This window comes from Serratia marcescens subsp. marcescens ATCC 13880, from assembly GCF_017299535.1.
Taxonomy (GTDB): Bacteria; Pseudomonadota; Gammaproteobacteria; order Enterobacterales; family Enterobacteriaceae; genus Serratia; species Serratia marcescens.
In genome coordinates, this window is the sequence record NZ_CP071238.1 from 2,693,746 (window position 1) to 2,707,760 (window position 14,015).

Below are 14,015 nucleotides of genomic sequence, written 5' to 3' on the forward strand. Positions count from 1 at the left end.
TGTTACCCCTTAGTTCTTGCGGAACATCTTCAGCATGCGCTGAGTGACGGTGAATCCACCAAAAATGTTGATGCTGGCGATCAGCACGGCGATAAAGGAGAGGAAACTCACCCAGCCGCCATGACCGATCTGCAGCAGCGCACCGACCACGATAATCCCTGAGATCGCGTTGGTGACCGACATCAACGGGGTATGCAGCGCATGGCTGACGTTCCAGACCACGTAGTAACCGACCACGCAGGCCAGCGCGAACACGGTAAAGTGCGACAGGAACTCTTTCGGCGCCGCGTCCGCCAGCCAGCCGAACAGCAGGATCGCCAGAGCCATCAGGCCATACTTCAGCCACGGCGAGGTCGGTTTGGCTTCGGGTTTGGCGGCCGGTGCGGCAGCGGGCGCCGCTTTCGGCTGGGCGGAGACCTGGATCGGCGGCGCCGGCCAGGTGATTTCACCGCTGCGCACCACGGTAACGCCGCGGATCACCGTATCGTCGAAATCGATGTCAATCTCGCCGTTTTTCTCTTTCGACAGCAGCTTCAACAGGTTGACCAGGTTGGTGCCGTACAGCTGCGAAGATTGGGTCGGCAAGCGGCTCGGCAGATCGGTATAGCCGATGATTTTCACGCCGTTGTCGGTCACGGTAATGGTGTCGGCCACGGTCAGTTCGCAGTTGCCGCCGGTTTGCGCCGCCAGATCGACGATCACGCTGCCCGGCTTCATCGACGCCACCATCTCTTTGGTAATGAGCTTCGGCGCCGGTTTGCCCGGGATCAGCGCGGTGGTGACGATGATATCGACCTCCGCCGCCTGTGCGGCGAACAGCGCCATCTCGGCCTTGATAAAGGCTTCGGACATCACTTTGGCGTAGCCGTCGCCGCTGCCCGCTTCCTCTTCAAAATCCAGCTCGAGGAATTCCGCGCCCATGCTCTGCACCTGCTCTTTCACCTCCGGGCGGGTGTCGAAGGCGCGCACGATGGCGCCGAGGCTGCCCGCAGCGCCGATCGCCGCCAGGCCGGCCACGCCGGCGCCGATGATCATCACTTTGGCCGGCGGCACTTTGCCGGCGGCGGTGATCTGGCCGGTGAAGAAGCGGCCGAACTCATGCGCCGCTTCGACGATCGCGCGGTAGCCGGCGATGTTGGCCATCGAGCTCAGCGCGTCCATCGACTGGGCGCGCGAGATGCGCGGCACCGAGTCCATCGCCAGCGCGGTGACGTTGCGCGCCGCCAGCTTGGCCATCAATTCAGGGTTTTGCGCCGGCCAGATAAAGCTGACCAGCGTGCTGCCTTCGCGCATCAAGGCGATCTCGTCGTCTTGCGGCGCGTTGACTTTCAGGATCAGATCCGACTGCCACACTTCGTTTTCGTCGACCAGCGCCGCGCCGGCGGCTTCGTAGGCGACGTCCTCAAAACTGGCCAGTTTGCCCGCCCCGCGTTCAATCGCGACGGTAAAACCCAGCTTCAGCAGTTGTTCCACCGTTTTAGGCGTGGCTGCGACCCGGGCTTCATTGGCCAACCGCTCTCTTGGTACACCAATACGCATAATGTTCCCTTCTCACCTGTCTTGGATGATGTTTATTATTTTCCTGCCCATAGCACGGCGCCGCCGGCGGGCGAAGCGTTAACTTGCCCGCACTGATTTCAGACGCCAACTATAACCTACTGAAAATAAGGTCGATGATCCATAATTGCTTACGCATTCAGCCCTGTTTTTACATAAAAACGCCGCGCGTGATATGACAAATCGCAATTTACTGTGAAAAAATCCATACAGAACAGCGTATTCTGCGTGGCAAGAGGTTTACGCCTGGCGTAACGAATTATGGCCATGCGCGGCGGAAAAGCATAAAAGTTATCATTTTGTGAATAATTAACATTAATGACACCCAAGCCGTTATTATGGAAACTTATGACGGTGGCGCCATCCGTGCGACACGCGTCACCGTCACCGATTTGTCGCACGGGATAACATAAAATGCTGAGACAGTTTTCAGAATTACATGTAATAATCGACGGCTGAATTACACTTAAACAGTTCAGTACGTTATAAACGTTAATGCGCTAGGCGAAAGGATTTTTTATGAAGCTGAAGACCACGATCATCGCGTCAGCCTTGTTATCACTCACCGCGCTGTCTGCTCATGCGGCGCAAGAGTTAACTCCTGAGAAAGCAGCGGTGCTGAAGCCGTTTGATCGCATCACGATTACCGGCCGCTTCAATGCCATCAATGAAGCCGTCGACGCCGTATCCCGCCGTGCAGACAAACTGGGTGCCGATTCCTTCTATATCCAGGACAGCAACAACAGCAACAACGGCGGCAACTGGCGCGTCACCGCAGACCTTTATCATAAAGATGCGCCAGAAGTGAGCAAAACACCAAAATACCGCGTATTTAACGGCGTGAATGAACTGCCTAAAGAGGAAGCCTACCTGCTGGAGCCTTACGATACCGTGAGCGTCAGCGGCTTCTACCGCAGCCAGCCGGACATCAACGACGCCATCTCCAAAGAAGCGAAGAAAAAAGGCGCTGCATCCTTCTTCATCGTGCGCCAGGTTGACGCCAACTCCGGCGGCAACCAGTTCGTCACCGCCTATATCTATAAGGCCGATGCGCCGAAACGCCGCGTGCAGAGCCCGGACGCCATTCCGGCCGATTCTGACGCCGGCCGCGCCGCGCTGGCCGCCGGCGGCGCCGCAGCCGCGAAAGTCGAAATCCCTGGCGTCGCATCTTCTGGTTCGCCAAGCCGCGAAGTGGGCCGTTTCTTCGAAACCCAGTCCTCTACCGGCCAACGCTATACCGTCACGCTGCCTAACGGCACCAAGATCCAGGAAGTGAACAACGTGACCGCCGCGCAGATGGTGCCGTTCGACTCCGTCACCTTCACCGGCCACTTCAACAGCATGACCGATGTCTCCACCGAAGTGGCGAAACGCGCGGCTGAGAAAGGCGCCAAGTACTACCACGTCACTCGCCAGTGGCAGAACAAGAGCGGCGGCAACCTGACCGTCAGCGCCGATCTGTTCAAATAAAACCCGTTTTTAGGTTTACCATCGGGCAGCCCTTGAGCTGCCCGTTTTTATTGCCGCTTTTTCCATCGCGCGTTGAATAGTTTTTTGTAAATTCCGCATATTCAATCATTGCATCTCTAATCATCCCTCCGTAGAATTTGCGCCAATTTTTAGGGCTATTGTCTATTCGCGCAGTGGTTGTTAATACATTGTTGCAGCCAAGCAGTTCCCTTCCAGTTGTTTATTCTGCGTTCAGGATCCGTCATTGGAAAAAAAACTCGGTCTTACCGCGCTAACCGCTTTGGTGCTCAGCTCGATGCTGGGCGCCGGCGTGTTCAGTCTGCCGCAAAACATGGCGCAGGTCGCCAGCCCCGCCGCGCTGCTGCTGGGTTGGGGGATCACCGGCGTCGGCATTCTGTTTTTAGCATTCGCCATGCTGTTGCTTACGCGTTTGCGTCCGGATCTGGACGGCGGCATCTTCACCTACGCCAAAGAAGGATTCGGCGAACTGGTGGGCTTCTGCTCCGCCTGGGGTTACTGGCTGTGCGCCGTGATCGCCAACGTCTCGTATCTGGTGATCGTGTTCGCGGCGCTGAGCATTTTCACCGATCGCGGCGGCAACGTTATCCTCGGTGACGGCAATACCTGGCAGGCGCTGATCGCCGAATCCGCCCTGCTGTGGATCGTGCACGCGCTGGTGCTGCGCGGCGTGCAAACCGCCGCCAGCATCAATCTGGCGGCCACCCTCGCCAAGCTGTTGCCGCTGGGAATGTTCGCCGTTCTGGCGGCGATCGCCTTTAAAATGGACGTGTTCACACTGGATTTCAACGGCGTCGCCCTCGGCAAACCGGTGTGGGAACAGGTCAAGGACACCATGCTGATCACCCTATGGGTGTTTATCGGCGTGGAGGGCGCGGTGGTGGTTTCCGCTCGCGCCCGCAATAAGAAAGACGTGGGCCGCGCCACTATGCTGGCGGTGCTGTCGGCGCTGGCGGTGTATCTGATGGTCACGCTGCTGTCGCTGGGCGTGGTGCCGCGCAGCGAACTGGCCGAGATGCGCAATCCGTCGATGGCGGTGCTGATGGTAGAACTGATCGGCCCGTGGGGAGACGTGCTCATCGCCGCCGGCCTGATCGTTTCCGTGTGCGGCGCCTACCTGAGCTGGACCATCATGGCGGCGGAAGTGCCGCTGCTGGCCGCGCAGCACGGCGCGTTTCCGCGCGTGTTCGGCAAGCAGAACCGCCATCACGCCCCGTCCTCTTCGCTGTGGCTGACCAATATCGCGGTGCAGCTGGCGCTGGTGCTGATCTGGCTGACCGGCAGCAACTACAACTCGCTGTTGACCATCGCTTCGGAAATGATCCTGGTGCCTTACTTCCTGGTCGGCGCATTTCTGTTCAAGGTGGCTTACCGCCGCCGCGACAAACGCCTGATCTTCGCCGCCACCGGCGCCTGCGTCTATGGCCTGTGGCTGCTGTATGCTTCCGGGCTGATGCACCTGCTGATGTCGGTGCTGCTGTATGCGCCAGGGCTGTTGGTGTTCATGTATGCCCGCCGCGGCCATCGGGATATCAATCTGCTCAATCGCCTGGAAAAAAGCAGCATCTTCTTGCTGCTGGTGGCCACGCTGCCTGCCGGCTGGTTTATGTTGCACTAAAATCGCCTTCCCATGCGGCTGCCCGTCAGCCGCATTTCGTTTCCTCGCCCTTCCTCTTACCCCGCTCCCCGTTATTGATCCGTCAGTGGCTCCGCTTGCGATTTCAAATGCAATTAATTATCATTATCATCCAAGCATTGACGGTAAGACACGAGTGCCCCCGCCGAGAGGCGTCAGGAGGCGGGTTTGGACAGGCTGAAAATGGAAGGCATTTCATGGCTGAAAAACTGCTGCACGCATTACCCTTGTTTGCCGCTTGGGAAGCACTGATCGCCAAGGGCAACACGGCATTCAATCAGCGGCGCGATCGCCTGGCGATGATGCACTATCAGCAGGCGCTGGGCGTCGCTCAGGCGATCATCGCCGAGAAACCCTGGCTGAATGTGGAATATGCCGCCAGAGTTAACGCACTGAATATTTTCGAGTCTGCCCTGGCCGCGTTGATCGTCACATTCAACAACATTACCCATCTGCGCCTGCGGCAAACGCCCCTCCGCGGCGTTGAGCCGCATGTGCATCAGGCTCGGCTCGCCATCGAACAGGTGATGGACGATACCTCGCTGTGCGAACAAATGCAGCAGGCCGCCGAGCGGCACCTGCTGCGCTTTCGAATAGAAACGCTGCAGGTGCTGCGCGAACATCGGCTGCCGGAAACCGGCATCTGCGCGCCTGCTGGCAACCATTCCGCCACCGTGCATTAAAAACGACACAACGCCCTGAGGAGGGTAATCCGCCAATGAATGAATTGAGTGATGGGATGAAGGTTTGACGCCGACCGTGACGCGGCGCGAAATTTCACATTCATGGTTAGGCCATCGCGGTAAGTCAATTGCCTAACCATGAACGGGCGGCCGGGTCGATACACCCGGTCAGCTTTTAGGGGGAATGGTGATGGTCATGCGCTCACCCACCAGGGCGATCGCAATGCCTTCCTCGCACTCTTTTTGAATGGCCGCCAGCTGTTGCGCTTCCAGCGCATAGGGCAACTGAATATCAAACACCGTCAGGCCCTGCTGCTGCGCCAGGTCAATCAGGCGCACGATATTGGTTTCATCGCTGACCTGTGTCGACACCACTTGCAGCGCCAGCTCTTTCAACTGCTCTTTGCGCGTTTGTGACGTGGTCACGCGCGATTTTAACACCATGCCGAAGATCGGCATCACACCATAAATAGCATCAACAAAGCGCCAGTGCTTCCTGCACGATGCGGACAGAAAATCCATATAGTCAAAACAGATTTTCTCACTGCGCGCGATGGATGCAAGGTGATTGCTGTTCATCCCCTCATTCCTCTCATGGCCAGTGTTAACCCGTGGTCTTTCAAGCCGCCGCCGGGCGGCAACCTGAAACGCATTGGGGATCTTACATCCAGAAATGGATAATCATGCGAAGCTTTAACGACTTTCCGCCGTATGATGGCATAATTCCCCTATTGTTTGCCAGTCTGTCCAGGAGCTTTAATCAATGGAACACCCCAACTCTGCCCCGGTGCTGATTACCGGCGGCGCGCGGCGCATCGGGCTGGCGCTCGCCAGAGCGTTTCTCCAGCGCGGCGTTCCCGTCATCATTGCCTATCGCAGCGAATATCCGGCGATGACCGAGTTGAAAGCCTTGGGCGCCAGTTGCATTCAGGGCGATTTTTCCACGCACGAAGGCATCTACCGTTTCGCCGACCAGGTACGGCAGGTGGCGCCCAAATTGCGCGCAGTGATCCACAACGCCAGCGCCTGGCAGGCCGAGTCGGCGGAAGTGCCGCCGGAGCAAGTGATGGCGGCGATGCTGCAAATTCACGTCTATACGCCCTATTTGCTCAACCAACTGCTCGAATCTTGCCTGACCGGCCAGGGCCAGGCAGGCGCGGACATTATCCATCTGACCGACTACGTGGTGGAAAAAGGCAGCGACAAACATATCGCCTACGCCGCCAGCAAGGCCGCGCTGGACAATATGACCCGCTCGTTCGCCCGCAAGCTGGCGCCGGAGGTGAAGGTCAACGCCATCGCGCCGGCGCTGATCATCTTCAATCCGGGCGACGATGAGGCCTACCGCCAACAAGCGCTGGCGAAATCGCTGATGAAGGTCGCGCCGGGCGAGAGCGAAGTGGTCAATCTGGTGAACTACCTGCTGGAGAGCCGTTACGTGACCGGCCGCACCCACGGCGTCGACGGCGGGCGGCCGCTGCGCTGAGGCAAAGATCCGCATAGCGCTTCGCTGTGGGCCGCGCTATGCTGAAATCCGCTTTTCTTATTAAAACACGGGCATATGCATAAAATTGTTTTTGTGGAAGACGATCCTGAAGTCGGCAAACTGATCGCCGCCTATCTGGGCAAACACGACATCGAGGTGCTGATCGAACCGCGCGGCGACAGCGCGCAGGCGCGCATCGAGCGCGAGCAACCCGATTTGGTGCTGCTGGACATCATGCTGCCCGGCAAAGACGGCATGACGCTGTGCCGCGATCTGCGCCCGACCTTCCCCGGCCCGATCGTGCTGCTCACTTCGCTCGACAGCGACATGAACCATATTCTGTCGCTGGAGATGGGCGCCAACGACTATATCCTGAAAACCACGCCGCCGGCGGTGTTGCTGGCCCGCCTGCGTTTGCACCTGCGCCAACACAGCCAGCAGCCGAAAGAAGAGTCGGTTCAGCCGCTCACCCAGCATAACGCGCTGCATTTTGGGCTATTGTGCATCGATCCGGTCAACCGGCAGGTCACGCTGGGCGAAGAAACGATCACCCTGTCCACCTCGGATTTCGATTTGTTGTGGGAACTGGCGACCCACGCCGGGCAGATCATGGATCGCGAGGCGTTGCTGCAAAACCTGCGCGGCGTGAGCTACGACGGTATGGACCGCAGTATCGACGTGGCGATCTCCCGCCTGCGCCGCAAGCTGTACGACAACGCGCTGGAGCCGTTCCGCATCAAGACCGTGCGCAATAAAGGTTATCTGTTCGCCCCTAATGCCTGGGCATCGGTGCAACAATGAGAAAACTTTTCGTCCAGTTCTTCCTGTTGCTGTTCGTCTGTTTTCTGGTGATGGCGATGCTGGTTGGCCTGGTGTACAAGGTGACCGCCGAGCGCGCCGGCCGCCAGTCGATGGACGATCTGATGAAAAGTTCGCTGTACCTGATGCGCAGCGAGCTGCGCGAAATCCCGCTGAAGGACTGGAACAAGACCATCGCCACGCTGGATCTCAACCTGTCGTTCAAACTGCATATCGAACCGCTCGGCAAACAGGAGCTGAGCGAGGATCTGAAAAAACGGCTGCGGCTGGGGGAAATCATCGCCCTCGACGATCAGTACACCTTTATGCAGCGCATTCCGCGCAGCCACTACGTGTTGGTGGTCGGCCCCATTCCTTATCTGTTCTATCTGCACCAGATGCGCCTGCTGGATCTGGTATTGCTGGTGTTTATCGGCATGTCGCTGGCGCTGCCGGTGTTTCTGTGGATGCGGCCGCACTGGCAAGATCTGCTGAAGCTGGAAAACGCCGCCCAGCGACTCGGCGCCGGGCACCTGGATGAACGCACCCACTTCGATCCCACCTCCAGCCTGAGCCGGCTCGGCGTGGCGTTCAACCAGATGGCCGACAGCGTCAACACCCTGATCGCCAGCAAGAAACAGCTGATCGACGGCATCGCGCACGAGCTGCGCACGCCGCTGGTGCGCCTGCGTTACCGGCTCGAAATGAGCGATAACCTGTCCGAAAGCGAGCAGCAGGCGTTGAACCGCGATATCGGCCAGCTGGAGTCGCTGATCGACGAGCTGCTGACCTATGCCCGTTTGGATCGCCCGCAGGTTGCGTTAAACATTGAACCCATCGATCTGCCAAAATGGCTCGAGGACAAGGTCGATGATATCCGTCTTATTCATCAGGAACGCGACATCCAGCTCGATATCCCGCACGTCGGCGACTTCGGCGGCGTCGATCTGCGCCTGATGGAGCGCGTGCTCGACAACCTGGTCAACAACGCGCTGCGCTATTCCGAACAGCGTCTGCGCGTCGGCCTGTGGTTTGACGGCGACCTCGCCTGCTTGCAGGTCGAGGATGACGGGCCAGGTATCCCGCCGGAAGAGCGCGAGCGGGTGTTTGAACCTTTCGTCCGTCTCGACCCCAGCCGCGATCGCGCTACCGGCGGCTGCGGGTTGGGGCTGGCCATCGTCCATTCCATCGCCGTCGCCTACCAGGGGCAGGTGTTCGTCGAAGGCAGTTCGCTCGGCGGCGCCAGTTTCCGTTTCTGCTGGCCGGTAAAGCCGACATTCAGTTTAAAAGCCGATCTGGCGTAATGCCGCCAGACCTTCTCATTGGAGCCGAATAATAATGACATCTGCACATTCCAACACGTCTGCTTACGATCACCTGCGCGCCCTGTTCAGCCGGTTGTCGCGTTTCGGCCACCTGTCCGCCATCGCCGGTTGGGACATGCAAACCATGATGCCGCCGGGCGGCAGCAAGGCACGTTCCGAGGCGCTGGCTGAGCTGAGCGTGCTGCAGCACCAGATTTTAACGGCGGAAAGCACCGGCGCGCTGTTGGATCGCGCGCAGCAAGAGACGCTGGACGAGATCGACCGCGCCAACCTGCGCGAAATGCGCCGCCAGTATGAAGACGCCGTGCTGCTGCCGGCCTCGCTGGTCGAAGCCAAGTCGCTGGCCGGCGCGCGCTGCGAACACGCCTGGCGCGCCCAACGCCCGGCCAACGATTGGGACGGCTTCGCCGAGAATCTGCGCGAGGTGGTCAAGCTCAGTCGGGAAGAGGCGCAGATCCGCGCGCAGGCGGCCGGCACCAGCCGTTACGACGCCCTGCTTAACCTGTATGAACCGGGCATGCGCAGCAGCGATCTCGACCGCATCTTCGGCGATCTGAAAACCTGGCTGCCGGATCTGTTGCAGCGCGTGGTGGCCAAACAGGCTAATGAGCCCTGCCAGGCGCCACAAGGTCCATTCAATGTGGACACCCAGCGTCAGCTGAGCCTGAGCGTGATGAAACTGCTCGGTTTCAACTTCGACAACGGCCGCGTCGACGTCAGCGCCCACCCGTTCTGCGGCGGCGTGCCGGAAGATGTACGCATCACCACGCGTTACAACGAGAAAGAGTTTTTGACCGCGCTGCTCGGCATCGTGCACGAGACCGGCCACGCTCGCTACGAGCAAAACCTGCCGCGCGATCTGCTCGGCCAGCCGGTCGCCCTGGCCCGTTCCACCGCTATCCACGAATCACAGAGCCTGCTGTTCGAAATGCAGCTGGCGCGCGGCAATGAATTCCTGAAAATATTGCGTCCGTTAGTCACCGCACAGTTTGGCGAACAGCCGGCGCTGGAAGAAGCCAACTTCATTCGCCTCAACCAGCGCGTTAAACCGGGCCTGATCCGCGTCGACGCCGACGAGGTGAGCTATCCTGCTCACGTCATCCTGCGCTACGAAATTGAAAAAGCGCTGATCGAAGGCGATATCGAAGTGGAAGACATTCCGGCGCTGTGGAATGAGAAGATGAGTGCTTACCTCGGCCTCGACACCATCGGCAACTACCGCAATGGCTGCATGCAGGATATTCACTGGACCGACGGTGCCTTCGGCTACTTCCCGACTTACACCCTCGGCGCGATGTACGCCGCGCAGCTGTTCCACAGCGTGCGCCAGGCCCTGCCTTCGCTGAGCGAAGATATCGCCGCCGGCAACCTGCAGCCGCTGTTCCACTGGTTGCAGCACAACATCTGGCGCCACGGCAGCCGTTTCCCGACCGAGACGCTGATCGTCAATGCGACCGGCGAAGCGCTCAACCCACGCTACTTCCGCCAGCATTTGGAAAACCGCTACCTGTAATCTCTCCTGGCGCGGCCCCAGCCGCGCCCTTTTTCCGTCTGCATGACCGGATAATGTTTCATAGCGCACGTTCCCTGCCGACAACGCCTTGGCCGCAGAGTGGCGGGTGGCTACTCATCATTAGTATGTTGTAACTAAAATGGCAAAAAACGCCGGCGTCCCGGCTTCTCATCCCAGCGCATGACGGGCGATCATCGCCGCCAGCTGAGGCCTCAACGGCGCAGGCAGGTCATGCCCCATGCCCGGCATAATATGCAATTTGGCGTTGACGACAGCCCGAGCGATCGCCACCCCGCCGGCCTTGCGCACCAGCCGATCGCGATCGCCGTGAATGACCAGCGTCGGCGCGGCTATGCGCCGGCTGTAGCGACGCAGATCGCCGCTGCCGAGCAACGCGGAAAGTTGCCGCTGCACGCCTTCGGGATCCACGCCCCGCTTCAATAGCCGATTAACCAATGCATCCAGTTCCGCCTCCTCCGGCGGGTAAAACCGGGTACCGAGCGCGCGCAGGAAGGCCTTCATTCCCTCGTGGCGCTGCTGCAGCGTCAAATCGGCCGCCGGCCGGCGCGCCAACAGCCACAACAGCGAAGGCGCCGGCGGTGGCAACAGCGGCTGATTGGTGCTGGAGAACAAGATGCATAACGAGGCGACGCGCTGCGGGTATTCGGCGGCCAGCACCTGGGCGATCATCCCTCCCATCGAAGCGCCCAGTACGTGAGCCTGCGGGATGCGTAAATGATCGAGCAGATGCGCCGCGTCCGTCGCCATGTCCCCCAGGGTATAAGGCACCGGCGTTTGCCAGCCGAGCTGAGCGCGCAGCATCAGCAGCCACAACGGCTGCGTGCGCTGCGCCTGCGTTTTGCCGGAAAGGCCGACGTCGCGGTTGTCATAACGGATCACCCGAAATCCCTGGGCCACCAGGGCGCGGCAGAAGTCGTCAGGCCACAACAGAAGCTGCGCGCCGATGCCCATGATGAGCAGCAACGGCGGGTGCGCCTCATCGCCCCAGTCCTCATAGGCCAGCGGCACCTCGCCCTGTTCGGTCACGCCACAACGAATCACTATCTCGTTCATTTTAAATCTCTTTTACCGTGCCTGGCGGTCATTATAGCAGCAATCCCCTCGCCGCCGCCGCCCTGTACATTAGGTTACATGCCGAAACCAATCACTCACGGAAAGCCGGGCGCCGTTTGCCTACTATCATTTCAACGGCCCCGCAGTGGGGTTGATACCCAAAAGTCATGTTGAGGATTCTACGATGAAAAAAGTATTAGCTCTGGTTGTTGCCGCTGCAATGGGTCTGTCTTCCGTGGCTTTCGCTGCCGAGGCTGCCACCACCGCACCTGCGGCTACCGCAACCACCGCCACCGCTGCGCCGGCTAAAGCTCAGGTGAAACACCACGGCAAAAAAGCACCGGTACAGAAAGCGCAGGCGGCCAAGAAGCATCACAAAAAAGCCGCGAAGAAATCCCCGGCTCAAAAGGCCCAGGCGGCTAAAAAGCACCACAAGAAAGCCAGCCACAAAAAAGCGTAATGACGTGAGGGTCCCCTCATCGCTTCAGGCTTGACGTGTACGACACCCGGTTCGCCGGGTGTTTTTTCATCGGGGGGTTCTCATTGATGCTGCGCCGCTACCTGTTCGAGATCGTTCTGACCGCCCTGATCCTTTGCGGACTGATCGCCGTCTTTTTTTACCTGTAGCCTGCCGCGTTGCCGGCGGGAAATTATTGAAAAATCAATTATTGCCCATCCACATGGCTGCTAAATCAGTCTATAGTTAGCATTCAGTGTGTTTATGGATGATCCGTATTTGTCAGGCAAGAGATCTATGCGCATATCCGTTTTACTGTTGCTGTGCTCACTCCCGCTTATCGCTGCTCAGGCGGCACGCGCCGACGGCCCGTCCAAGGCCGAGCAAACGCGTCTGTTTTTCGGCAAAGATGAACGAATCAAGGTCACGGATACCGCCGCCCAGCCGTGGCAAGCCATCGGCCAGGTCGAAACCGCCAGCGGCAATCTGTGTACCGCCACGCTGATCTCTCCGCACCTGGCGTTGACCGCCGGCCATTGCGTTCTGGCGCCGCCCGGGCAACTGGATAAAGCCATCGCCCTGCGCTTCGTGGCGGGCGATAAATCCTGGCGGTATCAAACCGGCGATATCGAGACCCTGGTCGACAGCAAGCTGGACAAAAAGCTGAAGCCGGACGGTGATGGCTGGATCGTCCCGCCCGCGGCGGCCGCTTATGACTTTGCGCTGATCCGTCTGAAAGACAAAAAGCCGCTGCCGATCGCCCCGTTGCCGCTGTGGCAAGGCGACAGCAAGGCGTTGACCCAGGCCCTAAAACAGGCCAAGCGGCTGATAACTCAGGCGGGTTACCCGGAAGACCACCTGGATGACCTCTACAGCCATCAAAACTGCAAGGTCACCGGCTGGGCCCAGCAAGGCGTACTGTCGCACCAATGTGATACCCTGCCCGGCGACAGCGGCTCACCGCTGCTGTTGAAAACCGCCGACGGCTGGCAGCTGATCGCCATCCAAAGCTCGGCGCCGGCGGCGAAAGATCGCTATCGCGCCGATAACCGCGCCCTGGCGGTGCCCGGCATCCGCGAAGCGCTGGACGCCCTGGCGGCAGGCAAATAATCCTCTCACAACGGCGCATTATGCGCCGTTGTGCTTTTTCAGCCCCCTTGCATATAGCGCCGCGGCGTGGTGCCGGTGAACTGACGGAAAAACGCGATAAACGCACTGTCGCTGGAAAACCCCAACCGCTGCGCCACCGCGCTGACCGACGGCAACGACGCCAGCAGTTCGATCGCGCGTATCAGCCGCCACTGCTGGCACCACTGCTGATAGCTCAGGCCGGTTTCCCGCTGAAACAGCCGCGTCAGCGTTTTGGCGTGCAGGTGCAAGCGCTGCGCCAACGCCGCCAACGCCGGCAACTCGTCGCTCTCCGGCAGCGTCGCCAGCCAGGCGGCAAGACGCTTATCCTGCGGCAGCCGCAACTGGGTATTCTCGCGCTGCGCCTCGCCCAACTCATTGATCAGCACCGCCAGCAAATCGCGCGCGTGGGGCTGTGCCAACGCATAGTCCAGCGGCCAGTGCGCGATGCGCTCGACGATCGCCGCCAACAGCGGGTTTACCGCCAGCACCGTTGCCTGTGGCGGCATGGCGGCCGTCAGCGCCGGATCGAAATACAGCGAGCGATACGCGACGCGGCCGCGCAGCTGCACCCGATGCGCAATGCCGCCCGGTATCCAGACGCTGCGCGTCGGCGGCAGAATCAGCCACTGCTGCGCCAACGTGACCGTCATGCACCCCTGCGGCGCATACAGCAGCTGCGAACGCTGATGCCAATGCAGCCCGGAGTCGTGATCCGCCAGTGCCGCCGCGATGCCGAGAGCCGGTGCCGGCAGCCGATCCGGGTCGAACGGGTGATGCTGTTGAATCAGCGCCATCAGACTGTCCTATACCTGTTGTTTTTTGTCCGGATGATTGTAATCGAACAAAACGCTGCTCCCTATACTGGCC

Annotated in this window: 14 protein-coding genes; 10 read left to right on the forward strand and 4 right to left on the reverse strand. The window is 59.7% G+C overall.

What is annotated here, in order from left to right:
• Nucleotides 1-9: 9 nt before the first annotated feature.
• Nucleotides 10-1,539: a Re/Si-specific NAD(P)(+) transhydrogenase subunit alpha gene (pntA, locus tag J0F90_RS12870; RefSeq protein ID WP_028128335.1), complete on the reverse strand. Its 1,530-nt coding sequence runs from the start codon at nucleotides 1,537-1,539 to the stop codon at nucleotides 10-12.
• Nucleotides 1,540-2,076: 537 nt separating this feature from the next.
• Here pntA and ydgH point away from each other — a divergent pair.
• The 3 genes from ydgH to J0F90_RS12885 all read left to right on the forward strand — a co-directional run bounded on the left by ydgH (nucleotide 2,077) and on the right by J0F90_RS12885 (nucleotide 5,364).
• Nucleotides 2,077-3,027, forward strand: a complete 951-nt coding sequence (gene ydgH, locus J0F90_RS12875; RefSeq protein ID WP_033640181.1) for a DUF1471 family protein YdgH — start codon at nucleotides 2,077-2,079, stop codon at nucleotides 3,025-3,027.
• A 244-nt stretch (nucleotides 3,028-3,271) separates the two neighbouring features.
• A complete protein-coding gene (locus J0F90_RS12880) occupies nucleotides 3,272-4,663 on the forward strand; it encodes an amino acid permease (protein WP_033640180.1) in 1,392 nt (463 codons plus the stop codon).
• Between the two features lie 215 nt (nucleotides 4,664-4,878).
• Nucleotides 4,879-5,364, forward strand: coding sequence for a hypothetical protein (locus J0F90_RS12885; protein ID WP_033640179.1), 486 nt, complete (start codon nucleotides 4,879-4,881; stop codon nucleotides 5,362-5,364).
• 168 nt (nucleotides 5,365-5,532) lie between these two features.
• Here the strand turns inward: J0F90_RS12885 and J0F90_RS12890 are convergent, their stop codons facing one another.
• The gene (locus J0F90_RS12890; protein WP_004938301.1) at nucleotides 5,533-5,943 is read right to left on the reverse strand and encodes a hypothetical protein; all 411 of its coding nucleotides are present in this window, start codon (nucleotides 5,941-5,943) and stop codon (nucleotides 5,533-5,535) included.
• A 184-nt stretch (nucleotides 5,944-6,127) separates the two neighbouring features.
• Here J0F90_RS12890 and folM point away from each other — a divergent pair, with 184 nt between their 5' ends.
• From folM to J0F90_RS12910, 4 genes are all read left to right on the forward strand, one after another.
• Nucleotides 6,128-6,850: a dihydromonapterin reductase gene (gene folM, locus J0F90_RS12895; RefSeq protein ID WP_016927586.1), complete on the forward strand. Its 723-nt coding sequence runs from the start codon at nucleotides 6,128-6,130 to the stop codon at nucleotides 6,848-6,850.
• 75 nt (nucleotides 6,851-6,925) lie between these two features.
• Nucleotides 6,926-7,651 (forward strand): two-component system response regulator RstA, encoded by a 726-nt coding sequence (gene rstA / locus J0F90_RS12900; RefSeq protein ID WP_004938307.1) that lies wholly within the window; start codon nucleotides 6,926-6,928, stop codon nucleotides 7,649-7,651.
• Entirely contained in the window at nucleotides 7,648-8,952 is a 1,305-nt protein-coding gene (rstB, locus tag J0F90_RS12905) for a two-component system sensor histidine kinase RstB (protein ID WP_033640178.1), read from the forward strand. The genes rstA and rstB overlap by 4 nt, the downstream gene beginning before the upstream one ends.
• Before the next feature lie 34 nt (nucleotides 8,953-8,986).
• Nucleotides 8,987-10,486 (forward strand): carboxypeptidase M32, encoded by a 1,500-nt coding sequence (locus J0F90_RS12910; RefSeq protein WP_033640176.1) that lies wholly within the window; start codon nucleotides 8,987-8,989, stop codon nucleotides 10,484-10,486.
• Between the two features lie 168 nt (nucleotides 10,487-10,654).
• Here the strand turns inward: J0F90_RS12910 and J0F90_RS12915 are convergent, their stop codons facing one another.
• Complete coding sequence (locus tag J0F90_RS12915) at nucleotides 10,655-11,560, reverse strand: alpha/beta fold hydrolase (RefSeq protein WP_033640175.1); 906 nt, start codon at nucleotides 11,558-11,560, stop codon at nucleotides 10,655-10,657.
• Between the two features lie 184 nt (nucleotides 11,561-11,744).
• Between J0F90_RS12915 and asr the strand changes: the two genes are divergently transcribed.
• The 3 genes from asr to J0F90_RS12925 all read left to right on the forward strand — a co-directional run bounded on the left by asr (nucleotide 11,745) and on the right by J0F90_RS12925 (nucleotide 13,127).
• Entirely contained in the window at nucleotides 11,745-12,020 is a 276-nt protein-coding gene (gene asr / locus J0F90_RS12920; RefSeq protein WP_033640174.1) for an acid resistance repetitive basic protein Asr, read from the forward strand.
• A gap of 86 nt (nucleotides 12,021-12,106) precedes the next feature.
• Nucleotides 12,107-12,187: a small membrane protein YdgU gene (gene ydgU, locus J0F90_RS24925; protein ID WP_455677416.1), complete on the forward strand. Its 81-nt coding sequence runs from the start codon at nucleotides 12,107-12,109 to the stop codon at nucleotides 12,185-12,187.
• A gap of 127 nt (nucleotides 12,188-12,314) precedes the next feature.
• Nucleotides 12,315-13,127 carry a trypsin-like serine peptidase gene (locus J0F90_RS12925; protein WP_033640173.1) on the forward strand — a complete coding sequence of 271 codons (813 nt, stop codon included), beginning with the start codon at nucleotides 12,315-12,317 and terminating at the stop codon, nucleotides 13,125-13,127.
• Nucleotides 13,128-13,165: 38 nt separating this feature from the next.
• Here J0F90_RS12925 and J0F90_RS12930 read toward each other — a convergent pair whose 3' ends face one another.
• Nucleotides 13,166-13,942, reverse strand: coding sequence for an AraC family transcriptional regulator (locus J0F90_RS12930; protein ID WP_033640172.1), 777 nt, complete (start codon nucleotides 13,940-13,942; stop codon nucleotides 13,166-13,168).
• Nucleotides 13,943-14,015 lie beyond the last annotated feature (73 nt).